The sequence below is a fragment of the uncultured Senegalimassilia sp. genome, assembly GCF_902464545.1.
Lineage (GTDB): Bacteria > Actinomycetota > Coriobacteriia > Coriobacteriales > Eggerthellaceae > Senegalimassilia.
The window spans coordinates 24128-48547 of record NZ_CABQJR010000008.1 but is presented as its reverse complement, the minus strand read 5'-3'; the positions used below and the strand labels follow the sequence as shown (position 1 = coordinate 48547).

Annotated in this window: 21 protein-coding genes; 5 read left to right on the top strand and 16 right to left on the bottom strand. The window is 61.7% G+C overall.

All coding sequences use genetic code 11. From position 1 onward, the window contains the following. The first annotated feature begins 7 nt into the window (after positions 1-7). Positions 8-1519, top strand: a complete 1512-nt coding sequence (locus RDW26_RS03655; protein WP_307982565.1) for a MoxR family ATPase — start codon at positions 8-10, stop codon at positions 1517-1519. A gap of 356 nt (positions 1520-1875) precedes the next feature. On the opposite strand, the gene RDW26_RS03650 is transcribed toward RDW26_RS03655, so the two are convergent. Continuing rightward, positions 1876-2292, bottom strand: a complete 417-nt coding sequence (locus tag RDW26_RS03650) for an Rrf2 family transcriptional regulator (RefSeq protein WP_307982564.1) — start codon at positions 2290-2292, stop codon at positions 1876-1878. A 760-nt stretch (positions 2293-3052) separates the two neighbouring features. On the opposite strand from RDW26_RS03650, the gene RDW26_RS03645 reads away from it, so the two are divergent. Together RDW26_RS03645 and larE are read left to right on the top strand one after the other, a co-directional pair. After that, a complete protein-coding gene (locus RDW26_RS03645; RefSeq protein WP_307982563.1) occupies positions 3053-3640 on the top strand; it encodes a glycoside hydrolase family 25 protein in 588 nt (195 codons plus the stop codon). A gap of 89 nt (positions 3641-3729) precedes the next feature. Further along, the gene (gene larE, locus RDW26_RS03640) at positions 3730-4569 is read left to right on the top strand and encodes an ATP-dependent sacrificial sulfur transferase LarE (RefSeq protein WP_307982562.1); all 840 of its coding nucleotides are present in this window, start codon (positions 3730-3732) and stop codon (positions 4567-4569) included. Positions 4570-4766: 197 nt separating this feature from the next. On the opposite strand, the gene uvrB is transcribed toward larE, so the two are convergent. Continuing rightward, positions 4767-6890: an excinuclease ABC subunit UvrB gene (gene uvrB / locus RDW26_RS03635; RefSeq protein ID WP_307982589.1), complete on the bottom strand. Its 2124-nt coding sequence runs from the start codon at positions 6888-6890 to the stop codon at positions 4767-4769. Between the two features lie 237 nt (positions 6891-7127). Then, positions 7128-7736, bottom strand: coding sequence for a dephospho-CoA kinase (gene coaE, locus RDW26_RS03630; RefSeq protein ID WP_258795715.1), 609 nt, complete (start codon positions 7734-7736; stop codon positions 7128-7130). 187 nt (positions 7737-7923) lie between these two features. On the opposite strand from coaE, the gene RDW26_RS03625 reads away from it, so the two are divergent. Continuing rightward, positions 7924-10092 carry an acyltransferase family protein gene (locus RDW26_RS03625; RefSeq protein ID WP_307982561.1) on the top strand — a complete coding sequence of 723 codons (2169 nt, stop codon included), beginning with the start codon at positions 7924-7926 and terminating at the stop codon, positions 10090-10092. 437 nt (positions 10093-10529) lie between these two features. On the opposite strand, the gene rpsA is transcribed toward RDW26_RS03625, so the two are convergent. The 4 genes from rpsA to RDW26_RS03605 form a co-directional block, all read right to left on the bottom strand. Further along, the gene (gene rpsA / locus RDW26_RS03620; protein ID WP_042434903.1) at positions 10530-11732 is read right to left on the bottom strand and encodes a 30S ribosomal protein S1; all 1203 of its coding nucleotides are present in this window, start codon (positions 11730-11732) and stop codon (positions 10530-10532) included. Positions 11733-12099: 367 nt separating this feature from the next. Next, positions 12100-12519: a transcriptional repressor gene (locus tag RDW26_RS03615; RefSeq protein WP_307982560.1), complete on the bottom strand. Its 420-nt coding sequence runs from the start codon at positions 12517-12519 to the stop codon at positions 12100-12102. Between the two features lie 282 nt (positions 12520-12801). Beyond that, entirely contained in the window at positions 12802-13140 is a 339-nt protein-coding gene (locus RDW26_RS03610) for a P-II family nitrogen regulator (protein WP_303861529.1), read from the bottom strand. Positions 13141-13170: 30 nt separating this feature from the next. After that, positions 13171-14445: an ammonium transporter gene (locus tag RDW26_RS03605; protein WP_307982559.1), complete on the bottom strand. Its 1275-nt coding sequence runs from the start codon at positions 14443-14445 to the stop codon at positions 13171-13173. A 195-nt stretch (positions 14446-14640) separates the two neighbouring features. Here RDW26_RS03605 and RDW26_RS03600 point away from each other — a divergent pair, with 195 nt between their 5' ends. Continuing rightward, the gene (locus RDW26_RS03600; protein ID WP_307982558.1) at positions 14641-15147 is read left to right on the top strand and encodes a GNAT family N-acetyltransferase; all 507 of its coding nucleotides are present in this window, start codon (positions 14641-14643) and stop codon (positions 15145-15147) included. 175 nt (positions 15148-15322) lie between these two features. Here the strand turns inward: RDW26_RS03600 and dxs are convergent, their stop codons facing one another. The 9 genes from dxs to aroQ all read right to left on the bottom strand — a co-directional run bounded on the left by dxs (position 15323) and on the right by aroQ (position 24353). Next, positions 15323-17209 carry a 1-deoxy-D-xylulose-5-phosphate synthase gene (gene dxs, locus RDW26_RS03595; protein ID WP_307982557.1) on the bottom strand — a complete coding sequence of 629 codons (1887 nt, stop codon included), beginning with the start codon at positions 17207-17209 and terminating at the stop codon, positions 15323-15325. Between the two features lie 45 nt (positions 17210-17254). Beyond that, on the bottom strand, positions 17255-17575 hold the full coding sequence (gene xseB, locus RDW26_RS03590; protein ID WP_307982556.1) for an exodeoxyribonuclease VII small subunit: 321 nt from the start codon (positions 17573-17575) through the stop codon (positions 17255-17257). 12 nt (positions 17576-17587) lie between these two features. Continuing rightward, positions 17588-18055: a transcription antitermination factor NusB gene (gene nusB / locus RDW26_RS03585; RefSeq protein WP_294420702.1), complete on the bottom strand. Its 468-nt coding sequence runs from the start codon at positions 18053-18055 to the stop codon at positions 17588-17590. A 32-nt stretch (positions 18056-18087) separates the two neighbouring features. Further along, entirely contained in the window at positions 18088-18441 is a 354-nt protein-coding gene (locus tag RDW26_RS03580; RefSeq protein WP_042434922.1) for an Asp23/Gls24 family envelope stress response protein, read from the bottom strand. Then, positions 18438-19790, bottom strand: coding sequence for an acetyl-CoA carboxylase biotin carboxylase subunit (accC, locus tag RDW26_RS03575; protein WP_294415524.1), 1353 nt, complete (start codon positions 19788-19790; stop codon positions 18438-18440). Before accC ends, RDW26_RS03580 begins: the two co-directional genes overlap by 4 nt. A gap of 1 nt (position 19791) precedes the next feature. Further along, positions 19792-21678 (bottom strand): acetyl-CoA carboxylase biotin carboxyl carrier protein, encoded by a 1887-nt coding sequence (accB, locus tag RDW26_RS03570; protein ID WP_307982555.1) that lies wholly within the window; start codon positions 21676-21678, stop codon positions 19792-19794. 400 nt (positions 21679-22078) lie between these two features. Continuing rightward, on the bottom strand, positions 22079-22639 hold the full coding sequence (efp, locus tag RDW26_RS03565) for an elongation factor P (RefSeq protein ID WP_114620514.1): 561 nt from the start codon (positions 22637-22639) through the stop codon (positions 22079-22081). A 54-nt stretch (positions 22640-22693) separates the two neighbouring features. After that, a complete protein-coding gene (locus tag RDW26_RS03560) occupies positions 22694-23839 on the bottom strand; it encodes a Xaa-Pro peptidase family protein (protein ID WP_307982554.1) in 1146 nt (381 codons plus the stop codon). Between the two features lies 1 nt (position 23840). After that, positions 23841-24353 carry a type II 3-dehydroquinate dehydratase gene (gene aroQ / locus RDW26_RS03555; protein WP_307982553.1) on the bottom strand — a complete coding sequence of 171 codons (513 nt, stop codon included), beginning with the start codon at positions 24351-24353 and terminating at the stop codon, positions 23841-23843. Positions 24354-24420 lie beyond the last annotated feature (67 nt).

Sequence of the window (24420 nt, the reverse complement as noted above, 5' to 3'; positions counted from 1 at the left end):
AGCAGCCATGGATATCCAACAGGCGAAACAGCAGATCAAGTACACCATGCAGGCGTATTTCGCCAAAGACGAGTTCGGCGGCTACGCCCTGCCGCCGCAGCGCCAGCGCCCCATCTTCCTGTTGGGCGCGCCCGGCATCGGCAAAACCGCCATCGTCGAGCAGATCGCCCAAGAGCTTGAGGTGGGCTTCGTTTCCTACTCTATGACCCATCACACGCGCCAAAGCGCGCTGGGTCTGCCGTTCATCGCCCAGAAGGAATACGGCGGCAAAACCTATGACGTGTCCGAATACACCATGAGCGAGATCATCGCCGCGGTCTACGACGCCATCGAGCAAACCGGGCATCGCGAGGGCATCCTGTTCCTCGACGAGATCAACTGCGTGTCGGAAACGCTCACGCCCGCCATGCTGCAGTTCCTGCAGTACAAGGTGTTCGGCCGCCACAAGGTCCCCGAGGGCTGGATCGTGGTGACGGCAGGCAACCCGCCCGAGTACAACCGCACGGCGCGCGACTTCGACCTGGCAACGTGGGACCGCTTGAAGCGCCTTGACGTGGAGCCCGACTTCCAGGCATGGCGCGAATACGCGCTCGGCCACGGCGTGCATCCGGCGGTCATCACCTACCTTGACGTCGAGCAGGACCACTTCTACCACCTGGAGACCACGCCCGACGGCAAGGAATTCGTCACGGCTCGCGGCTGGGACGACCTGTCGAGCGCCATCAGGCTCTACGAGGCGCAGGACCTGCCCGTCGACGAGGTGCTCATCGGCCAATACGTGCAGGCGCCCCAGATCGCCAAGCGTTTCGCCGTGTACTACGACCTGTTCACGAAGTATCGCGCCGACTACCAGGTGGACCGCGTGCTTGCGGGCACGGCCGGCCCCGAAGTGGTCGAGCGCGCCCAGGCCGCGCCCTTCGACGAGCGCGTGTCGGTAGTGGGCCTGCTCTCCGACGCGCTTGCAGGCGTGCTGCGCGAGGCGGTGCTCGAGGAAGGCGCCGTGGAGTTCGCGCATCCTCGCCTGGCCGCTATGCGCGACAAGCTTGAAGCCACCGGCACCGCCGATGCCACCGAGGAGGTGCGCGCGCAGGAAGCCGAGGTGCGCCGCTTGCTGCGCACCGACCGCGCAAGCGGGCTTCTGTCCGAGCAGAAGTATCGCTCCTACGAGCGCGCCATCGACATGCTGCAGCAAGCGCAGCACCTGGGAGCGCAAAGCGGGTCGCTTACGTTCGACCAGGTCAAAGAAGCGTTCTCCAAGATGCTCGGCGGGCTTGAGAGCCGCGTTGAGCAGGGCGAGCAAGCCCTTGACCGCGCATTGGCGTTCGCCGAGCAGGCGTTTGGCGAAGGTCAGGAGATGCTGCTGCTTATCACCGACCTCTCCGCGAACCGCTACAGCATGGCGTTCATCAACGCACACGGAAGCGAGCGTTTCTTCAAGCACAACAGCGTGCTTCTGTTCGGCGACCGCGGCGCCGACCTGGCGGCCCGCATCAAGCAAACCGCGCTCGACGAGGAATAGCGCCAACAATGGCGACGGGCTGCAAACGTTAATTCGCAGCCCGTCGCCGTATTCCCCGATCGGATGCTGGCAGCCAGCAGGCGCCGGGCACGAATCGAGCCGACATCGGCGAAGCCTTAGCTCGATGCGTTTTCCCGCTAGCTATCAACAACCCGGGCGATAGCCGCGACACAACGGAAAGCCTCCATTCGCAATGAAGTGCGATTGCCAACACGGCTCAAACCGCTCTTTTTTGTGCACACGTATAAAAAGAAACGGGCATCGCCAAATGAAAACACCGGGCCGCAGCTTGCAAGCTGCGGCCCGGTGCGTTTGCAGGGCTGATCGTCAACGACGTATTGCGCCCCTGGAATCGGTTATGCCTCCACGTTGCCTTCCAGCACATCGGCGAGTGTGATGCGGTCGATATAGGCGTTGATGGCGTTGCCCATCCCCCGCCAGAAGCTGCGCGCCTCGCAGCCGTCAGCAAAATCGCATTTGCCCTCATCGTCCACGCATGCAACCGGCATGCAGGAACCTTCCGTGGCGCGCAACACGTCGCCGATACGAATCTGATCCGCCGGCTTGACCAGATAATATCCGCCGCTCACGCCCCGAATGCTCTTCAGCACCCCGGCGCGCACGAGAGCGCCGCCCAGCTGCTCTAGATACTTGACGGAAAGCCCCTGACGTTGCGCGGCTTGTCTCATAGTGACAAGCGCGCCTGCCTCCCCCTGCTTGGCGATATCGATCATAAGCCTGAGGGCATAGCGCCCCCTTGTCGAAACCATCATCGTAGCGTCCCATCCTCACCTTGTCGCGCCCCGCTTCCCCAACGAGGCGAACACCCGCTTGCTTGCGCACATGCGCAAGCATCCCGAAATCACGCGCAAAACACCTGCAAGAGCGTGCGCATCAGGTTAAAACCAACAATGAGATGAGCATATTAGAAGTAAGTTAGTATCAATTGGATTAACGCCGTTAACGTGCGTCAGCGGCGGGAAATCACTATGAGCGGCATTTGAAAACCCCGCGCTCAAACCATGGACGGGCACCCCGCGCCCCACGCCGTTTGCTACCATAACGCCTATGAATAGCAGAAACCGCAACGGGCAGCCCGCCCGCACCTCATCATCAACGCGTAATGCGTCCACAAAACCCCGGGTCTCAACGCCGACGCGCAACGCATCCGCGCGGCCTCAAAGCTCATCATCGGCACGAAACGCATGCGCGCGATCCCGCACCTCTCCGTCGACGCGCAACGCATCCACACGACCCGGATCGACTCGCCCCCAGCAACACCCACGTCGTAACACCAGCGCCCGCAAGCCGTTCGTCATCCTTGCGTTCGCGCTTGCGCTCATCGTCGTCGGCATATCGGCATGCAACGCAACATCGGCGCTGCTCAACGGCTCGTCGCAAGAAGAAGCCTCCCGCTCGGCCAACACGAAGCAGCCCTATGTCAGCCCGTACGATTTCTCGGGGCTCTCCCAACAAAACGGCAGGTTCTCATACTCCGAGAACGGGGCAGAGAAGTCGCAGACGGGGATCGACGTGTCCGAAATGCAAGGCGCCATCGACTGGGAGCAGGTTGCAAGCGACGGAATCCAGTTCGCCTTTGTACGAGCTGGCTATCGCGGCACCACCGAAGGCGGTCTGTTCGCGGACGCTCGCCTGAACGAGAACCTTGACGGAGCAACCGAAGCGGGCTTGCAAACCGGCGTGTACTTTTACTCGCAAGCCACCAGCGCCGAGGAGGCGCAGGAGGAGGCCGACTTCGTGCTTGACCAGCTTGGCGGCCGCAAGCTCGACCTTCCCATAACCTTCGACCACGAGAAGGACACGACGGTGAACGCACGCGGTAATAACGTGGACCGAGACACCCTCACCGCTGCTGCGCTGGCGTTCTGCCAACGCATCGAGCAAGCAGGTTACCGCTCCATGGTGTATGGCAACAAAGTGGATATCGCCCGCATGAACCTGGATAGCCTAGGCGACCGCCCCGTCTGGTTCGCCGAATACAACGCGCTGCAGCCCTCCGGGCAGTTCGATTTCGTGCTGTGGCAATACAGCAACACCGGTAGCGTTGCCGGCATCTCCACCCCCGTCGACATGAATCTGCGCTTCACCGATATGCTCTAAACGCGAAATCTTGCAGCTCGGCAAAACCTGAAGCTAACTTCATGTGCTAGCGTGCGTAACGAAACCACCTGCAACGCGAAAGGCCTTCCATGAGCACCGACACTCCCTCCCCGCTGTCCGCTGAGCTTTCCAAGAAGCACGAAGCGCTGAAAGAGCATCTGACAAAACTGGGGGCGGTTGCCATAGCGTTTTCCGGCGGCGTGGACTCCACCCTGCTGCTAAGCGTTGCCGCCGATGTGCTAGGCGATAGCGCCATTGCCATCACCGCCCGCGCGCAGATGATCCCCGCACGAGAGATTCGCGAAGCCAGCGATTTTTGCATCACGCGAGGCATCCGCCATGTGGTGATGGACGTCGACGCCTTGACCATACCCGGCTTCGTCGAAAACCCCGCAGATCGATGCTACCTCTGCAAAAGCGCATTGTTCACCCGCATCGTGGACCAGGCCGCACGCCTGGGAATACCCTACGTGGCCGAAGGCACCAACACCAGCGATCTGGGCGATTACCGCCCTGGGCTTAAGGCTCTTGGCGAGTTGAAGGTGGACAGCCCCTTGCTGGCAGCAGGCTTATCGAAAGCCGATGTTCGTGCCCTGTCCCGCAAGCTTGGCCTTCCAACCTGGGACAAGCCCTCTTACGCATGCCTTGCAAGCCGCATCCCCTACAACGAGGCCATCACCGCCGACAAACTTCGATCCGTCGAGCATGCCGAGGATGCGCTTATGGACGCAGGTTTTCCCCAGATACGCTGCCGCGCCCATGGGGACCTCGCACGCATCGAGGTAGCGTCCGACCAGCGAGCAGCGCTTATGGACGCGCTGATATCCACCGACCTGACCGCACGCATACACGATGCGGGGTTCGCCTACGTGACCGTTGATGCCGACGGCTATCGCACCGGCAGCCTGAACCAAAACGTTTCCGAATAAACCGAATGCGGCGGCGACGCCGCGAGACCGTAAGCTGCCGCCCATACGCAGCATCCACCTGTCCTGCGCAAGCCGCAAACCGCCACAGCCAAGAGCAGCATGCGATCTGCCCCGCGCAAATAACCGGTGCAGGCAAGCGCTACGCAGCCGCTCCCGCAATCGCCCTATCAGTCCGCAAACGCCGAGCAACCGCAGCTCTACGACCGGCGCGAGCTGCCGTACGCCGCGTTCTTGCGATTGCCGAAGGCGCTGCCCTTGCGCGCGCTCTTCTTCAAGTCCTTGAGCACGTCGGCCTCGCTTTCGCCTTCAACGCCGGCACGCAAGCGCACCACCTCGTCTCGCAAGCGCGCCGCCTCCTCGAAGTCCATATTGCGCGACGCCTCCGCCATGTCTTCCTCCATGCTGGAGATAACGCGCAGCACCTCTTCGCGCGACAGCTCGGCAAGCTGCATGTTCACCTGCTCGGACGACACATCGCCCATCTCCCCATGCACGTAGCTCATGATGTCCACGACCGCCTTCGTGACCGTTTTAGGCGTGATGCCGTGCTCTTCGTTGTAGGCCATCTGGATGCTGCGACGGCGCCGCGTTTCCGTGATAGCAAGGTCCATGGAGTCGGTGGTTTTATCGGCATACATGATCACCTGGCCATTCGCGTTGCGAGCCGCGCGGCCGATGGTTTGGATCAGGCTGCGCTGGTTACGCAGGAAGCCTTCCTTGTCGGCATCAAGGATGGCGACCAACGTCACTTCAGGCAGGTCCAAGCCCTCACGGAGCAGGTTGATTCCCACCAGCACGTCGAACTTGCCCAAACGCAGATCGCGCAGGATGTCCACGCGCTCAAGCGTGCCGATGTCGCTGTGCATGTAGCGGGCGCGTATGCCGCGGTCCAGAAGATGATCGGTCAAGTCCTCGGCCATCTTCTTGGTAAGCGTGGTTATGAGCACACGCTCATTGCGATCGGCGCGCTCCTTCGCCTCGTCGATGATGTCGTCGATCTGGCTTGCACTGCCGCGCACGATGATCTCGGGGTCAAGCAAGCCCGTGGGGCGGATGATCTGCTCCACCTGCTGCTGGCTGACCTTCAGCTCGTAATCGCCGGGCGTTGCCGACACGTAGATGAACTGCGGCACGCGCTCCTCGAACTCGTCGAAACGCAGCGGACGGTTATCCAAACAGCTGGGCAGCCGGAACCCATGCTCGGTCAAGGTGATCTTGCGGCTGCGATCGCCTTCGTGCATACCCCGGATCTGAGGCACCGTCACATGGCTCTCGTCGATGATGCACAGGAAATCATCCGGGAAATAGTCGATGAGCGTGTACGGGGGCTCTCCGAGCTCACGTCCGTCGAGATGCCGGGAGTAATTCTCGATGCCGCTACAAAATCCCATGGTCTCCAGCATCTCAAGATCGTAGTTCACGCGCATCTCCAGCCGCTGGGCCTCAAGCAGCTTGCCCTCTTCCTTGAACTGCTGCAAGCGCTCGCGCAGCTCCTCTTGGATGGTTTTGATGGCGTGCTCCATCTTCGGGCGCGCCGTCACGTAATGGGAGGCCGGCCAAATGGGCAGGGCCTCATAGGTTTGCAAAACCTCGCCCGTGACGTTATCGATCTCGGAGATCTGCTCTATCTCATCGCCCCAGAACTCCACGCGCACCGGATTGTCCGCATATGGCGGGAACACATCCAGGTTATCCCCACGCACGCGGAACGTGCCGCGTTTCAGCTCGTAGTCGTTGCGATCGTACTGGATGTCGATAAGGTCGTGAATCATCTGGTCGCGATCCATCTCTTTCTGCTTGTCCACGAATACGGCCATGCCCGCGTAATCCATGGGGCTGCCGATGCCGTAGATGCAGCTGACCGATGCCACCACGATAACGTCGCGCCTGGAAAGGAGCGCGCTGGTTGCGGCATGGCGCAGTTTCTCCACCTCTTCGTTGATAGAGGCGTCCTTCTCGATGAACGTGTCCGACGAGGGCACGTACGCCTCGGGCTGATAATAATCGTAGTAGCTGACGAAGTACACCACGGCGTTATCGGGGAAGAACTCCTTCAGCTCGCTTGCAAGCTGAGCGGCAAGCGTCTTGTTCGGCGCCATGACAAGCGTAGGGCGCTGCACCGCCTCGATGGTTTTCGCCATGGTGAATGTTTTGCCCGATCCCGTAACGCCCAGAAGCGTTTGATACCGTAGCCCGTCTTCAACGCCTTGCGCCAGCTTCTTGATGGCTTGCGGCTGATCGCCTGAAGGCTCATAAGGGCTGACCGCTCGAAACGGCGTGTTCGCAAGGCGCACTTCAGGCAGCTTGCCCTCCATTGTCATGCCCTCGATGTTCTTCAGATGGCTGCTCATATGCAATCACGTCCTTCGCAGGCGCTTCCTTCGAATCAGTGTTCGAAGTCTAGCACGGCACACGGAAAAGAACAAGTGTACGTTTTCGCTTCACATATGCGACAACGCAAAAGGCCCCTGCAGCACGTTGCACCCGGCAAAACCAGGTGCCGTGCCGCAGGGGCCTATAACGTTTCGAACGATCGCGCCCATCAGCGCGATGCCGTCCTAGTCCAGCGTCTTGCTGTACTCACGCCACCACTGCTCGACCTGCTCACGCAGCTGCTCGGGCGTGCCATCGTTGTTGAACACCACGTCAGATTGCTCGATGCGGTCCGCGTCGCTGATCTGGCGGGCAATGCGGCGACGCACGTCCTGCTCGTCCCAGCCGCCTGCAACGGCGCGCTCGATGCGATCGTCAAGCGGGGCTAGCACGGCGATGACCACATCGGCGCCGTTGGCCATGGACACCTGACGGTTCTTGAACACGGAGTACTCCACCACCACGGCCTTGTTGCCCTGACGCTCAAGCTCGTCGAGCTGATCGGTGAACGCCTCCTCGATGCGCGGCATGGTGATGCGGTTGAGCTTGCGCGTCTCCGCCGGCGTGGCGAAGGCCTTCGCCGCCACCTTCGAGCGCACGATCTGGCCGTCGGCGCCCAGGATATCAGCGCCGAACGCCTCTACCAGGTCGGCTTTGACCGTATCCCACAGCAGCACGTCATGACCGACCTTGTCGAGGTCGATGTACGGGACTCCCTGCTCGGCCAGAACCTTGCGGGCCGTCGACTTGCCGGCGCCCATGCCGCCGATGACGAACAGCTTCTTCATACCCATGCCTGCCTCCTTTGTCGGCATCGCAGCGTTACCTTCACGCATATCTTCTTCATATGATACACGCACCACGCAGCCGAAACGCACGGCACTTGCCATCATTTGCCGACAGGTTACGGTAGGCGGCACTGGTATACTGGGGCGATGTGCTGCGGATTAAGGGAGCGCAGCAGATGAGAAGGGAACTATCATGCCGGAAACGCCGGCTGGGAGCCATGCACGCAATCGCTCGCGAAGCGTATACGCAAGCCCCGCATCGAATTCTTACACGCAAAACCGTTCCAATATGCACGGCCGCGCCTCAAGCGTCCCGGCCACCGAATCGCACGACACCCGCCGCGCAAACGCCGCAACGGACGGCCGTCACGGCAACGCGCACGACGCATCGCCGCGGACCTCGCGCGCATCCGGCAGCGTAGAACAACCCAAACGGAAGAAATCGCGTTACATCCCCGCCCTCGACGGCCTGCGCGCGCTTGCCGTGCTCGGCGTCATCGCCTATCACATGGGCATGGCCTGGATGCCCGGCGGCCTGCTCGGCGTCACCGTGTTCTTCGTGCTGTCAGGCTACCTGATCACCAGCCTGCTGCTCATCGAATGGGACTCCACGGGCACCATCGACCTGCCCCAGTTCTGGCTACGCCGCGTGAAACGCCTATTCCCGGCCATCGCCTTCGTCATCATAGTCACCGCCGTGCTCTGCACGCTGTTCGACCACAGCCTGCTCACGAAATTACGCGAAGACATGTGGGCGGCGCTTTGCTGGGTGACCAACTGGTGGTACATCCTACGCGACGTGTCCTACTTCGACGCCTTGGGCGCCCCTAGCCCCGTTACGCATTTCTGGTCGCTCGCCATCGAGGAGCAGTTCTACGTGGTTTGGCCCGTGGTGCTTATCCTTGCGCACAAGTTCGGCGTGAAGCGCACCCATATGCGCAACGCCACCTTCGTGCTCGCGCTTGCCTCCGCGCTTGAGATGGCGATCCTGTTCAACCCCGACGTCGACCCCTCGCGCGTGTACTACGGAACCGACACCCGCGCGTTCAGCCTGCTCATCGGCGCATGGCTTGCCTTCGTATGGCCGTCGAACCAACTTGGCGCGAACAACGAGATCCACCTTGACCGCAACGTGCGGCTGGCGCTCGACGCCGTGGGCGGCATCGCGCTCATCGGCTTGGTGGCCATGATGGCGGGCATCGATGGCACGTCGGCGTTCATGTACCGCGGCGGCATCCTGCTCGCCTCCGTGATCACCATGGTCATCATCGCCGTCATCGTGCACCCGTCAAGCCTGTTGGCGAAGGTGTTCGCCGCAAAGCCGCTCGTATGGATCGGCCTGCACTCCTACGGCATGTACCTGTGGCACTACCCCATCCTTCTGCTTATGAACCCGCGCAGCAACATCGAGGGCACCCCATGGTGGATGTACCTGGTGGAACTCGCCATCATCTTCGCCATCTCGTGGTTCTCCTATAAGTTTGTGGAAGACCCCATCCGCCATGGCGCCATCGGGAAGTTCGTGGGCGACGTGCGCGGCGGGCAGATCCTGCTTGCCGACTGGCTTCGCAGCCATGCCCTGCCCACGGCTGCGGCATCCGTTCTCACCATCGTCTGCATCGGCGGGCTGATCTTCGTGCCCAACACCTCCGCGCTTGAGGGCGGCGATCTGCTGAAGGACGAATCGGCGCATGTCGCAGGCTTGCCTGCGGATACGTCGAATGCCACCGCAGCAGCCGAAAAGCCCAAGCTCGACGTGCTCATGATCGGCGACTCGGTATCGGTGCGAGCCATCCCAAACTTTACCGATACGTTCCCCTACGGCGCCATCGATGCCGCCGTGAACCGTCAGCTCACCGTCGGCGAGGAAGTGTACCGCTCCTATGCCGACCAGGATATCGTGGGCGACGTGGTGGTGTTCGCCCTGGGAACAAACGGGCAAGCCACCGACGAGCAGCTGGACGACCTGCTTGGCGTGGTGGGCACCGACAAGCACGTGTTCTTCGTGAACACCCGCAGCCCGCAAAGCTGGATGGCGGAAACGAACGCCGCGCTCGACCGCGCTGCCGAGCGTTACAGTAATGTGCAGGTTATCGACTGGTACGACCTAAGCGCATCGCACGGCACCTGGTTCGACGGTGACGGCACGCATCTGTCCTCGGAAGGTGCACAAGCCTACATCGACATGGTCCACGACGCCATCGGAGACCTTCTGCCCGAGCATAAAGAAGGCGACCAGGTTGCGCACGCAGAAACGCCTATGGAAGCCGCAACCTCGAAGGCCATTGCAGCCCAGCAGGCAGCCGTTGCCTCCATTGCCACCAACATCGCCAACAGCCTAGGGGAGCACCCGCAGGAGTAGGCGCGTCCAAACCAACGAGCGCACGCATCGAACGATTTCGGGCCGCAACCGTATGCGAACAACGCATCACGATTGCGGCCCGACCTGCATTAAGAGAAAGCACTGATGATAGGGCCCTTAACCCACGCTTCCTGCTTGATTCATGCTCACCGCAACCGTTTTCCGGCCTTTAAGGTTTCCGATAACCGAAAACGATAAAGTCGCGTTAAAGGCAAATATGCTATAGCTTTGCCGGCATTTCTCGCGCCTAGGAGAAGGATGCCTATTGCAGCGCAAAGATATGGCATAAAGCTACGGCATCGACCGAATACCTTGTCGCCCTACAGTTCCGGCCTTGGGAATCCTTCGGCAACCCTCAGACGCAACAAGGCCCCCGGCGTATGCCGGGGGCCTTGCAGGATTCACGCTTCAGCTTAAAGCTTGAGGCTTAGGTCAGCTTATTCAGCCTGCTCCTCAGCGGGCTTGTCAGCCTTCTTCTCGCGCTTCTTGGCCGGCTTCTCCTCAACCTGGATGGACTCGTCCACGGGGATCTCGAAGCCCATCTCAGCAGCAGCAGCCTTCATGGACAGGCTGATGCGACGACGGTCGGGGTTGATCTCCATGACCTTGACCTTGACCATGTCGCCAGGCTTGACGACCTGAGCAGGCGTGTCGATGTGGCGCATAGCCATCTCGGAGATGTGCACCAGGCCCTCGATGGACTGACCCAACTCGACGAAGGCGCCGAACGGGACGGTCTTGGTGACCTTGCCGTCGACGATGGAGCCGACCGGGTAGCTCTCGACCAGCTTGATCCACGGATCCTCGGTGGTCTGCTTCAGACCCAGGGAGATGCGCTCGCGCTGCAGGTCGACGTCCAGAACCTCGACCTCGACCTCGTCGCCGACCTTGACGACCTCGGACGGATGGTTGACGTGGTTCCAGGACAGCTCGGAGATGTGGACCAGACCGTCGATGCCGCCCAGATCAACGAAGGCGCCGAAGTCGACGATGCTGGAAACCGTGCCCTTGAGGCGCATGCCCTTGGACAGCTTGGAGAGGATCTCGGCGCGCTCGTTCTTGCGGCCTTCCTCAAGCAGCACGCGACGGGACAGGACAACGTTGTTGCGGTTGCGGTCCATCTCGATGACGCGGGCCTCGATCTCGGTGTGCAGGTACATGTCCAGGTCCTTGACGCGACGCAGGTCGACCAAAGACGCAGGCAGGAAGCCGCGCAGGCCGATGTCCAGGATCAGGCCGCCCTTGACAACCTCGATAACCTCGCCGGTGACGGTCTCGCCAGCCTTGAACTTCTCCTCAACGCTGATCCAGGCGCGCTCGTACTCAGCACGCTTCTTGGACAGGATCAGACGGCCGTCCTTGTCCTCCTTCTGCAGGACCAGAGCCTCGATCTCGTCGCCGAGATTGACGATCTCGGACGGATCGGCGTCCTTGCGGATGGACAGCTCGCGGACGGGCACAACGCCCTCGGACTTGAATCCGATGTCCACCAGCACCTCGTCATGCTCGATCTTGACAACCGTGCCGTTGACCAGGTCGCCCTCGTCGAACTCGGTCAGCGTGCCGTCGATCATCTGGTTCATCTGATCGTCGGAGATGTCCTCGAAGTCGATGACGGACGTGTTCTTGATGTCGGTCAAAACGGACCCCTTCCATACTTTGCCGGGGACCCTTCGTCATGAATGATTGCTACATAAACCATGTTCGCTTGCAGGAGATGCTCCCTTTTAGCAGTGCAACAAACATGTCTCGGGGGCCTACATTACCAATGCTTACGGGACCTTCCCATAAGCCAATCGAGTATACCATGCGCAATGCGGCATCCAAACCACTATTTTCCAACAGCGTTCCGCCCTGCACGATTTCTACGCGGAATGGCAAGCCGTTCGTTTCGCGCCCTTGCACCGCCGCCTTGCGATCCGGCCGCGCGCTGCGCGACGATCAGCCGTTTCGAGCTCAACCCTCCTAAACACCCAGATTGGAGGACGAGAACCAACGCACTCCGCGCTATTCCCCGCTATTGCGGCGGCAATCAGGGCACACGCCGGAAAACGCGAGGTCGAAGCCCGTTACCTGGAACCCGTAATCGTTCACGATACGCGCAAAGGGATCGACCCCCTCCGTCTCGATATCGAAGACGCCTCCGCAACGGCTGCACTTCGCATGGAAGTGATTATCGCAACGGAAATCGTAACGGTCTGCCGCATTGGGCACGGGGATGCGCAAAACCTCCCCGCGATCCGACAACACGCTCAAATTGCGATACACGGTGGCGCGGGACACGTTAGGGTAATCGCGGTGAACCACGTCGTAGATATCCGCCGACGTCGGATGGTTGTGCAGCGAGCGCACCGCATCGAGCACCACCGCACGCTGCTTGGTGTTGCGCGAGCCGCGCGGGCTCTGAACCTGGCCGTTCGAAGTCATCGCGTTGCTCCTATCCTTGTTGTCAGGCTTTCTTCTTAATAGGATCTTATATCGCTAGTAAGCCAAGTGCAATTCGCTCACAACCATTCCATCGAGCATTGCAGAAAACAAGAAGCCCCTGCTCCCGCTTCCTAGAACAGGGCCTCCTCAAGCTCCAAGCGGATTCGCAATCGCCGCGATTTCGTGAACTGCCCGCGCACATAAGAAGGCCTCCCATTTCCAGAAACGGGGGGCCTTCGAGCCCCTTATGAGCGCATCGCGGTCGCAACCAGCCGTCAAAGGCTAGATCGCCTCGTCTCCTCGCTCGCCGGTGCGGATGCGCACCACCTCGTCGACCGGGAAGACGAAGATCTTGCCATCCCCCACGCTGCCGGTTCGAGCAGTGGCGCTGATCACATCGATGAGCGCGTCCACCTCGGCATCGTCGCAGATGATCTCGAACTTCACCTTCGGCACCATGTTCAGGAGCACCTCAGTGCCGCGGTAGTACTCCTTCCAGCCATGCTGGGACCCGCAGCCTTGCACCTGCGAGATGGTCATGCCCGAAACCTTCGCCGCGAACAGGGCATCCTTGAGCGGCTCGAGCTTTTCAGGGCGAACGATAGCGGTGATCTTCTTCATGGTTCAACTCCTTCCAACGCTAGCCGCAACTTAATCCAGGCCGATGTATGCAGGGTAAGCAGATTCGCCGTGGGCTGCAATATCGAGACCCTGCGCTTCCTTCTCCTCGCTGACGCGCAAGCTGCCCTTGAAGCAGGCCTTCACGATGAACGCGAGCACCACATCGAGAATGCCGACGAACACGATGGTGATGGCGATGCCGGCGATCTGGCTGCACAGCAGGCTTACGTCGCCGGTGTACAGAAGGCCGCCGAAGTCGGTCCAGGACAGCTCGGGCACGCAGAAGATGCCGGTGCAGATACCGCCCACGATGCCGCCGACCGCGTGGCAACCGAAAGCGTCGAGTGCGTCGTCGTAACCGATCTTGGCCTTGCAGAACGAGATGGCGAAGTAGCAGATCGGGGAAACGATCAGACCCATGATGATCGCAGCCCAGGGCTCGACGAAGCCAGCGGCCGGGGTGATGACGACCAGGCCGGCGACAAGGCCGGTGGCAGCACCGACGAGCGTGGGCTTGCCCACCTTCACGCGCTCGACGATCATCCAGGAGACGAGCGCCGCGCCGGAGGCGACCACGGTGTTGATCAGGGCCAAGCCCGCAACGCCATCGGCAACGAACTCGGAACCGGCGTTGAAGCCGAACCAGCCGAACCACAGAAGGGTTGCGCCCAGGGCCACGAACGGCACGTTATGCGGACGGTAGCTCATCATGCCGAAGCCCTTGCGCTTGCCGAGCATGAGGCACAGGATAAGGCCGGTCAAACCAGAGGAGATGTGCACCACATCGCCGCCGGCGAAGTCGAGCGCGCCGATGGTGTCGCCGATAAGGCTGCCATCACCGCCCCAAACCATGTGGGCGAGCGGCGGATACACCACGATGGTCCACACTGCCACGAATGCGCACACCGCGCCGAACTTCATACGGCCGGCAAGAGAACCCGTGATAATGGCGGTGGTGATCATGCAGAACGCCATTTGGAAGATGAAGTTGATGATGGTCGGATACGTCGCATCCTCGGGAACCGCCTCGGCCTCGGCGAGCATGTCGGTCACGCCGCCTAGGAAGCCAAGCTGATCGAAGCCTCCGAAGAACGGGCTGGAGCCGTCCCCGCCGTATGCCAGCGACCAACCGCAGATCGTCCACGTGATCGCTACGATGCCGATGGCCGAGAACACCATGATCATCGTGTTCACAACGTTCTTTCGACGCGACAGGCCTCCGTAGAAAAACGCCAAGCCTGGTGTCATGAGCAAGACGAGCATGGCGCATATCAGCATGAATGCCGTTGAACCCGTGTCATACATCGCGCTACCTCCTTCGCTTTCCGATACCCATTCCCTCTGAGCACCTTTTTCTTACGCATTCAATACTGCCACCGATTGACCTGGCCTTTTGCGTAATATGCCATTGTTAACGCTCTGGGAAACGCTTTGTAACGAGCACGAGACGCGGGTGTTACAATGTGGAAACAGGCGAACTTTGTTGAAAGGAACGGGCTTATGGGCGTGCGATTCGTTGCCGTCGAAACGGATGAAGATCAGGAAAAGCTGGCGAAGCTTGCTGACGAGATTTGGCACGAATACTGGCCCGCGATCATCGGCGATGCGCAAACCGATTACATGGTCGAGAAGTTCCAAAGCCTGGAAACCATCAAGCGAGACATGGCGGAGCATGCCTACGAATACTGGTTCGTGGTCGACGAGGCCGACAAAACCGTAGGCTACACCGGCGGCCGCGAGGAACCCGAGACCAGCCGCTATTTCATCTCGAAGATCTACCTGCTCGCCGAAGAGCGTGGTAAGCACTATGCATCGCAGATCATCGCCTTCTATACCGATATCTGCCGTTCCCGCGACCTGCATAGCATGTATCTGACCGTGAACAAACAGAACGACCTGGGCATTCGAGCCTATTACGGCAAAGGGTTCGTGACCATCGAATCCGTCAAGAACGACATCGGCAACGGGTTTGCCATGGACGATTACGTGATGGAAAAGGAAGCGTAAGCGCTTTCGCCTATCTACCGTGAAGCCTCGAACGGCTTTACGGCGCAAGAAAGGCCCCACGCCCTCAGCTCCGTTCGTTACATCGCAGCGGCAACGCAAGCACATGGCGCTAGCGTGAACGGATTCCGAATGGCGTGGGGCCTTTTGCTGTTTACGAAGCTAATAAAGCTGCGGGCTACAATGCCCGATAGCGTTCTTGCACGCTGGCAGCGATGCCCTCGGCATCAAGCCCTTGTTCGTGAAGCAGCTGGCCTACCCCGCCTTGCGTGACGAACGCGTCCTTGATACCCAAGTTCATTGCCGGGGTATGCAAGCCCATGCGGGCCATCTCGCCGAGCACGCCTTCACCGACGCCGCCTGCGATAACGCCCTCCTCCACCGTGACGACCAGCTTCGTTTCGGCAGCAGCTTGAATAGCCTGCACATCCAGCGGCTTGACCCAGCGCATGTCCACCACGCGAGCGGAAACCCCCTGCTCGGCAAGCTTATCGGCAGCCGCCAATGCTTGGCCGACCATGCGGCCGAACGCCAAAATGGCGACGTCTTCGCCTTCGCGTACCACGCACGCCTTGCCCTCCGGCAGCACCTCGGCAGCCTCGGGCAGCACAACGCCCTCGCCCTCGCCGCGTGGATAGCGGATGGCGAACGGGCCGCCCATCGCAAGCGCCGTATGCAACGCATGCACGAGCTCGGCCTCGTTCGAGGGCGCCAGGACGCGCATGTTGGGCACCATGCGGGCATACACCAGGTCGAACACGCCATGGTGCGTGGGGCCATCGGCACCGACGATGCCGGCGCGGTCGATGGCGAACACCACGTCCAGCTTAGGCAACGCCACGTTGATGATCATCTGATCGATGGCGCGCTGCATGAACGTGGAGTACAGCGCCACCACGGGCTTTTTGCCGTTCGCCGCCAAACCGCCGGCGAAACCGACGGCATGCTCTTCGCAAATGCCCGTGTCCACGAAGCGCTTCGGGAACTTCTCGGCGAACTCGTCAAGGCCGGTGCCGCCCTTCATGGCGGCGGTGATAGCCACGATATCCTGGTTTTTCTCCGCCTCGGCGACCAATGCCTTGCCGAACACGTTCGTGTATTTCGGCGCAGAGGGCTTGCCCGACTTGATGACCTCGCCGGTTGCGATGTTGTAGGGCGCGATGCCGTGGAACTTCTCAGGGTTGCGCACCGCGGGCATGTAGCCTTGGCCTTTGCGCGTGACCACGTGCATGAGCACCGGGCCATCGGCGTTCAGGACGGCTCGCAGCGTTTCCCTCAGCTGCGCGATGTTATGCCCGTCGATAGGCGCCGTGCACACGATGCCCAGCTGCTCGAAGATCATGGAATGCGGAATGACGAACTGCTTCATCGATTCCTTCATGCTGCGGCCGAAGTTGGTGATGGCCTTGCCCACCGGACCGCTGCTCTCCAGATGCTCCTGCACGTTATCGCGTGCCTGGCGGTACTGCGAAGATGCGCGCATATAGCCCAGATGCTTCATGAGCGCGCCCACGTTGTGCGAGATGGACATCTCGTTGTCGTTAAGGATGATGACCATGGGCGTTTGCGCCTGGCCGATATTGTTCAGGGCCTCGAAGGCCATGCCTCCGGACAGCGCCGCATCGCCGATAAGGGCGACGACCTTCTGATCGGTACCCGCCAGATCGCGGGCCTCCGCCAAGCCGAGCGCCACCGAAAGCGAATCGGATGCATGCCCGGAATAATGCACGTCATAGGGGCTTTCGCTGGGCTTGGGGAAGCCGGAAAGGCCGCCGTAGGTGCGAAGCGTGCCGAAATCCTTCAAACGCCCGGTGACCAGCTTGTGCGCATACGCCTGATGCCCCACGTCGAACACGATCTTATCCTTGGGGCAATCAAGCAGGCTGTGAAGCGCCAAGATGATCTCCACCGCACCCAAAGAAGAGGCGACGTGGCCACCGGTTTTCGAGGTGGTGGTCACGATCTCCTGGCGGATCTCGCCCGCAAGTATAGATAGCTCCTCATTGCTGAGGAGCTTCAGGTCGGCAGGGGATGCGATTATGTCCAGAATGCGCTTATCGCTCATGCTGCGCCTTTCCTTTTGTCATGCCATCCGATCGCCTTGCGCGACCTAGGCGGAAACGGGGGCCTGGCCTTGCTGCGCCGTGCCGCCGCCCGCTTGACCTTCCTTATGCGCATCCGCCGCGGATGCCGCGGATTGCGCCGTGCCATCGGCAAGCTCTGCCGGGGCATCGGAGGCCAGCGCCTCTTGGACGCTGGCCTCATCGATGCCCTGCTCAAGCAGATCGCTTGCGCGAAGCCCCAGGCCAACCGCTTCCTCATATAGGGAAAGCGCCTGGTCCAAGGGCAGATCCTTGTCGTTTACCGCCTCGACGATCTCATCGAGGCGGCCCTTGAGCTCCTCGAAGGACCCGTACGATTCCAACGCCACCGAATCGCGCCCTTACAGCACGAGGGGCTGCGCCGGGTCATCGCCGGCGGGAGCCGCCGCAGCGCCGTCGACGTCCTTGGCGATACGGCCCAGCACGCCGTTGACGAAACGCGGGGAATCATCCTCGCCGCCGAAATCCTTCGCCAGCTCCACCGCCTCGTTGATGGCGACGCTGGTGGGCACGTCCTCCACGAACATGATCTCGTAGGCGGCCAAGCGCAGGATGGAGCGGTCGACGATGGGCATGCGGCCCAACGACCAGTTCTCCGCAGCGGCCTTCAGGCTGCCGTCGATGACGATACGGTTCTGCTCGACGCCGCGCACCAGGTCCTGAGCATACTCCGAAAGCGGGCCCTCCTCGGACGGGAAGACGCCTTCAGCCACGATCTGAGCAGCGGATGCGCCCTTGATCTCGGCGGTGTACAGAACCTGCAGCGCGACGCGACGTGCCGTCGTGCGCTCGTGTCTTTTCGATGCCATGTGCAAATAATCCCCTGTGCTTCTTCTTGTTCCTAACGGTTGAACTGGACGCCGTCGATGTAGACGTCGACCGATCCAACCTGCGCGCCCACCTGGCTTGCCACGGCGTCCGCCACGGACTGGCGAACCGCAGCCGCCACGTCGGGCAGCACATGTCCATAATAAACGTCGATGCGCACCGAGATCTGCAGCTTGTCGTTTTCGTCCGCTGCGATCTCGATACCGGACGTGGAGGGCTTGCCGCCGAGCACGCCGCGGATGCCGCGGCTTGCCGCGGGGGCGTTGCCCACGCTGGCGACGCCGTCCACATCTGCCACGGCGATGGAGACGATGGTCTCGACGACGCCCGGCGCAAGCGCCATGCCGTCAACGGTCAAATCGCTCATAACACATCTCCCATCTGGGTTTCGATGAAGTCCGTGGTGGCTTCGCCGGCGCAGAACACCTGGTTATCCAGCACGCGGCGGTGGAACGGCAGCGTGGTGGGGATGCCCTCGATGACGAACTCGTCAAGGGCGCGGCGACCGCGCGCCAGGCACTCCTCGCGATCCTGGCCGTACACGATGAGCTTGGCCACCATGGAGTCGTAGAACGGGCTGATCTTCGAGCCGGAATGCACATAGGCTTCCACGCGCACGCCCGGGCCCGCCGGGGGCTCGAAGCGCGTGATGGTGCCGGGGCACGGACGGAAGCCGTGCTCGGGATCCTCGGCGTTGATGCGGAACTCCATGGCATGGCCGAACGGCGTGAACGGTGCCCTATCAGCGCAGCTCATGGGCTCGCCTGAGGCGATGCGCAACTGCTCTTTGATGATGTCGGTGCCCGTGATCTGCTCGGATACCGGATGCTCCACCTGCACGCGCGTGTTCATCTCCATGAAGTAGAACTTGCCCGTGGTGTCCAGCAGAAACTCGATGGTGCCGGCGTTGCGGTAGTCCACAGCGCGCACGGCCTTGATGGCCGCAACGCCCATAGCGCGGCGCAGCTCGTCGGTCAGCGCCGGAGAAGGCGCCTCCTCGATAAGCTTCTGGTGACGACGCTGCACGGAGCAGTCGCGCTCGCACAGGGCCACGTTGTTGCCGAAGTCATCGGCGAGCACCTGCACCTCGACGTGACGCGGGCGCAGCACGAGCTTCTCCAAGTACACCTCGTCGTTGCCGAACGCGGCGCCGGCCTCGGCGCGGGCGGCCTTGTAGTGCGACTCAAGGTCGGCGGGGTCGTGAACCTCGCGCATGCCCTTGCCGCCGCCGCCGGCGGTCGCCTTGATGAGCACGGGATAGCCCACGTTCTCGGCGAACTGGCGAGCCTCCTCCACGGTGTCGATGCAGCCATCGGAACCGGGGACGGTGGGCACGCCGCAAGCCTTCATGGTCTCACGGGCGGAGGACTTGTCGCCCATGCGCTCGATGCACTCGGCGGAGGGGCCGATGAACACCAGGTCGTTGTCGGCGCATGCGCGGGCGAAGTCGGCATTTTCCGCCAAGAAGCCGTAACCGGGGTGGATGGCGTCGGCGCCGGTGATGTTGGCCGCCGCGATGATGTTGGACATGACCAGGTAGCTTTTCGTTGCCTGGGCGGGGCCGATGCACACCTTCTCGTCGGCATACTGCACGGGATAGGTGTTCTCGTCCTCGGTAGAGTACACCGCCACGGTCTTGACGCCCAGCTCCTTGCAGGCGCGCATGACGCGCAGAGCCACCTCGCCGCGGTTTGCGATGAGTACTTTCTTGAACATGTTACTGCTCCGAAACGGGCTGGACGGAATGGGGCTCGATGTAGAACAGCACGGTGCCGAACTCGACGGGGTCGGCGTCCTTGACGCACACCTCGCGGACGGTGCCCATCTCCTCGGCGGTGATCTCGTTCATGAGCTTCATGGCCTCGACGATGCACAGGGTCTGGTTGGCGGCAACCTCGTCGCCCACCTTCACGAACGCGGGCTCGCCCGGTGCGGGAGCGGCGTAGAACGTGCCGACCATGGGGGCCTTCACGGCGTACCAGTTGGCAGGACGCTCGGGCTCGGCAGCAGCGGCGGCCGGAGCAGCAGGCGCGGCTGCGGGAGCTGCAGGTGCGGCGGCGACCGCCGGAGCGGCTGCAACCGGCGCGGCTGCCGGCATGGCGCCGGGCATGCGCACGGCGATGCGCTGACCGCCGTCCTCGACCACGATCTCGCCTACGCCGCTTTCCTCGGCAACGCGAACCAATTCGCGAATCTGATTGATATCCACGTAATCGTCCTCCTTGGTATTGCTGGACTCCTCCTGCATGAGGAAGTCGACTTTCTCGGATGCGCGGTGCTTGCTCAGGAAGGTGCGCGCCTCGTTGGGGAACAGGGCGTACATAAGCACGTCCTCTTCGCTTTGGGCCAGATCGCCGATCTCTTCGACGACCTCGTCATAGGTGGTGGTGACCAGGCTCGACGGAGCCACATCGTCGGGCAGCACCTGGGAGTTGCCCGCGACCTTCTTCATGATCTCGGGGTCGATGCGTCCCGGGGCCTTGCCGTAGTAGCCGCAGATGTAATCCTTCATCTCCTTGGACACGACGCCCCAGCGCTTGCCGGTGAGCACGTTGAACACGGCCTGCGTGCCCACGATCTGCGACATGGGCGTGACGAGCGGCGGATAGCCGACCTCTGCGCGCACGCGCGGGATCTCCTTCATGACCTCGGGCAGGCGATCGGATGCGTTCTGCACCTCGAGCTGGCTCATGAGGTTGGACATCATGCCGCCGGGCACCTGATGCGAGTACACCTGCATATGGATGAGCGAGGACACGCCGCGCTTATAGTGGCTGCGCTTGCGCACTTCCTCCCAGTATTCGGCGATCTCGAAGAGCAGGTCCAGATCAAGGCCGGTGTCGTAACGGCTTTCCTGCAGCGCCGCCACGATCATCTCGACGGCGGGCTGGGAGTTGCCGAAGGCCAGCGGAGCGGATGCGGTGTCGACGATGGACACGCCCGCCTCGGCCGCCTTGAGGTAGTTGGCCGGGGCCATACCGCCGACATAGTGGCAGTGCAGGTGCACGGGCAGGCCGATCTCGGCGTTGAGGGCCTTCACGATGCGCTCGGCACGGTACGGCGTCATAAGGCCGGCCATGTCCTTCACGCAGATGGAGTCGGCGCCGAGCTCCTTGAGCTGCTGCGCATATTCAAGATAGCTGTCAAGCGTATGCACCGGGGAGACGGTGTAGGAGATGGCGCCCTCGAAGTGGCCGCCGCATTCGTTGACGGCCTCGGCGGTATCCACCACGTTGCGGATATCGTTGAGCGCGTCGAACACGCGGAACACGTGCACGCCGTTGCGCTTGGACGCCTTGATGAAGCGGTTCACGATCTCGCGGGAATAATGCTTATAGCCGACCAGGTTCTGACCTCGGGTGAGCATGGACAACGGCGTGTTCGGCGTTGCCGCGTTGATGGAACGCAGGCGGTCCCACGGATTCTCATCCAAAAAGCGCATGCACGAGTCGAACGTCGCGCCGCCCCATGCCTCGATGGCCCAGTAGCCGACGCGATCCATCTTCGGCAGGATCGGCAGCATGTCGCCGATGCTCATGCGCGTGGCCCACAGGCTTTGCTGGCCGTCACGGATAGTGGTATCCATGATCTGAAGCCTTGACATGAACTCGCACCCCCTTCGTTTTCAAGTGATACAGACCGTATTGATCGAAACCAGGATTATAGAAGATGCCGGCGCCGATACCGTGCGCACACGGCGAATTCACGGGCAAGAAACAGAAACGCCGCCCAGGCGGCGCGCTTCGCAAGCCCTGCAGTCTCGATGATCCGCACATACGGCGGAGACCCGCGCACACTCGAAGGAACTGCCCCGAATACAGCGAATGCGCCCTGAACGGGCGCATTCGGAGATATCGTCGCACTTGACGAACCTTGATGTATGCTTCGGCTCGCCAAACATGGGCAGATACCGGCTTCCGCAGACGTCTTTTGCCATGCTTCAACCGCGCAGCAAAAGCCGCTCGATGAGAAAGCGCGGTCGTCGACCGCCAAGGCGATGCGAACTAGACGCGCTTGATGACGCGGCCGTCGCGGGTGTCGATCTGCAGCACGTCGCCGATCTCGACGAACGTGGGCACCTGCAGCTCGACGCCGGTCTCGAAGGTTGCCGGCTTGGTGGTGTTGGTGGCGGTGTCGCCCTTGAAGCCGGGCTCAGTGTGCGTGCACTCCAGCTCGACGAACATCTGCGGCTCGATGCTGATGAGCTCCTCGCCGGCGTACAGCAGGCTGGCCTCGTCGTTCTCCTTGAGCCACTTGGCGGTGTCGCCGACGGTCTCCGCGGGCATGCTCATCTGGTCGAAGGTGTTGGGATCCATGAAGTAGAAATCGGAACCGTCGTTGTACAGATACTGCATCTTACGGGTTTCCAGACGCACGGTGTCGAACTTCGTGCCGGCGTTGAACGTGTAGTCGACCACACGGCCGGTCTTGATGTCGCGAAGCTTCGTGCGGACGAAGGCGCCGCCCTTGCCGGGCTTGACATGCTGGAACTCGACGATGGTGCACATCTTGCCGTTGTTGACGATGCACATTCCGTTCTTGAAATCGGCGGTAGAGATAGCCACTGGTAGATCCTTTCAACCGTTCAGGCGACCAAGGCCGCCCCTTTAGTTCAACCCTTAAATTATAACCATGTCATGCGTAGATTGCGTGAAAATCTGGAATCCCGTTTCGGTAACCACGCCGAAATCCTCTAAACGCATGCCGAAATCGCCCTCCAGATATATGCCCGGTTCCACCGTGACCACGTTGCCGGGGACGAGCGGCTCCTTGTTGCGAGGCGACAGCACGGGCTCCTCATGGATGTCGATGCCCACGCCATGACCCAGCCCGTGGCCCATCTTGCCGGCGAATCCGCCCGCAGCAAGGGCGTCCTCGGCCATTTGATGCATCTGCGCGCCGGTGACGCCGGGTTTTATCGCGGCCTCCACCTGCTCATTGGCCTCGCGCAGCGTTTCATAGGCAGCGCGCATCCGCGCATCGGGCTGGCCGACGAACACGGTGCGGGTCATATCCGAACAATACCCGTGGGCGCGGGCGCCGAAGTCCATGACCACGCACTGCCCCGCTTCAAGCCTTGCCTCGCCCGGAATGGCATGCGGGCTTGCGCCGTTGGCGCCGCAAGCCACGATGGATGAGAACGCCAGGCCGGATGCGCCATGACGCAGCATCCAGTCCTCAAGCTCGATCTGCACCTGCCGTTCGGTCATGCCCGGCTTCATGTAGGTGACGATATAGGAGAACGCCGCATCGGTGATGGCCTGGGCCGCCTTCATACGCGAAACCTCCGACGGCTCCTTGACCGCGCGCAGCGAGCGGACGAAGTCGGAAGTCTCGCGCAGCTGCGGGGACGCCGGCGCCTTGGCAAGCGCGACCTCGAGCGCACGGAACGCCGCAAGCGTCATGGAGTCCTCGATGCCGAGCACGATGCTCTCGGGCGCCGGCGAGCCGGCGGGAGCGTTTGCATGCCGGGCCGTGAACACGTCGGCAACCCATTCGCCATGACCCTGACGCGCGTCATCGATGGCGATAACGCCTTCGCCCTGCGCCGCTTTTCGCGCCGCGCCGCTGTAGCGGGAATCGGTGTGCAGCACCGCGTCATGCGGCGTGACCAGGAGCGCATGCGCCTGTTCGTCGTCGAACACGTCGTCGAAGGCCGTCAACCATTCGATGCTTGCCGTGTCACGTACCAAAAACGTGCGGATGCCGTTTTCCGCCGCCGCGTTGCGCAACCGCTCCAAACGCCCTGCGGCCTGGGCTTTCATGCTATTCGTCAATGAGATCACGACCTGCCACGATAACCTGGCCCGGCGCGTAGCGCCCCTCGAATCCCTCGCCCAAGCGCTCGTTCGTGCCTTCGAGCAGGATATCGAGCGCATCGTTGTAGCCGGCGAAGCCGCGGCCCTTGACCTGGGCAACGCACGCCGGGGCGATCACCGAGATATGGCGGAACGCCTCGCGCGTGCTGACATCGGAGATGTGCACCTCGACGCACGGCGTGCTCACGCTGCCGAGAGCGTCGCGCAGCGCATAGGAATAGTGCGTATGCGCGCCGGGGTTGTACACGATGCCGTCGCACGTGCCGTGCGTGGCGTGGATCTTATCGACCAGGTCGCCTTCATGGTTGGACTGGAAGCACTCCACCTCGCAACCGTGCGTGCTGGCATATTCGCAGAAGCCCGCCTCCAAATCCTTCAGGGTATCGTTGCCGTACACGCCCGGCTCGCGGATGCCGAGCATGTTCAGATTAGGCCCGTTCATCAGCAGGATCTTCTTCATGTTGCATACCTTTCGTTGCTTTCCGTCGCCGTGTTCGACAGCAGCTTGAAACGAAGATGGTCGCCGC

Excerpts from the sequence above, each read along its gene's own strand:
- RDW26_RS03655 (WP_307982565.1), top strand. The coding sequence starts at position 8 with ATGGATATCCAACAGGCGAAACAGCAGATCAAGTACACCATGCAGGCG.
- RDW26_RS03650 (WP_307982564.1), bottom strand. The coding sequence starts at position 2,292 with ATGATGGTTTCGACAAGGGGGCGCTATGCCCTCAGGCTTATGATCGAT.
- larE (WP_307982562.1), top strand. The coding sequence starts at position 3,730 with ATGAGCACCGACACTCCCTCCCCGCTGTCCGCTGAGCTTTCCAAGAAG.
- uvrB (WP_307982589.1), bottom strand. The coding sequence starts at position 6,890 with ATGACAATGGAGGGCAAGCTGCCTGAAGTGCGCCTTGCGAACACGCCG.
- coaE (WP_258795715.1), bottom strand. The coding sequence starts at position 7,736 with ATGGGTATGAAGAAGCTGTTCGTCATCGGCGGCATGGGCGCCGGCAAG.
- RDW26_RS03625 (WP_307982561.1), top strand. The coding sequence starts at position 7,924 with ATGCCGGAAACGCCGGCTGGGAGCCATGCACGCAATCGCTCGCGAAGC.
- RDW26_RS03615 (WP_307982560.1), bottom strand. The coding sequence starts at position 12,519 with ATGACTTCGAACGGCCAGGTTCAGAGCCCGCGCGGCTCGCGCAACACC.
- RDW26_RS03610 (WP_303861529.1), bottom strand. The coding sequence starts at position 13,140 with ATGAAGAAGATCACCGCTATCGTTCGCCCTGAAAAGCTCGAGCCGCTC.
- RDW26_RS03605 (WP_307982559.1), bottom strand. The coding sequence starts at position 14,445 with ATGTATGACACGGGTTCAACGGCATTCATGCTGATATGCGCCATGCTC.
- RDW26_RS03600 (WP_307982558.1), top strand. The coding sequence starts at position 14,641 with ATGGGCGTGCGATTCGTTGCCGTCGAAACGGATGAAGATCAGGAAAAG.
- dxs (WP_307982557.1), bottom strand. The coding sequence starts at position 17,209 with ATGAGCGATAAGCGCATTCTGGACATAATCGCATCCCCTGCCGACCTG.
- nusB (WP_294420702.1), bottom strand. The coding sequence starts at position 18,055 with ATGGCATCGAAAAGACACGAGCGCACGACGGCACGTCGCGTCGCGCTG.
- RDW26_RS03580 (WP_042434922.1), bottom strand. The coding sequence starts at position 18,441 with ATGAGCGATTTGACCGTTGACGGCATGGCGCTTGCGCCGGGCGTCGTC.
- accC (WP_294415524.1), bottom strand. The coding sequence starts at position 19,790 with ATGTTCAAGAAAGTACTCATCGCAAACCGCGGCGAGGTGGCTCTGCGC.
- accB (WP_307982555.1), bottom strand. The coding sequence starts at position 21,678 with ATGTCAAGGCTTCAGATCATGGATACCACTATCCGTGACGGCCAGCAA.
- RDW26_RS03560 (WP_307982554.1), bottom strand. The coding sequence starts at position 23,839 with ATGAAAGCCCAGGCCGCAGGGCGTTTGGAGCGGTTGCGCAACGCGGCG.
- aroQ (WP_307982553.1), bottom strand. The coding sequence starts at position 24,353 with ATGAAGAAGATCCTGCTGATGAACGGGCCTAATCTGAACATGCTCGGC.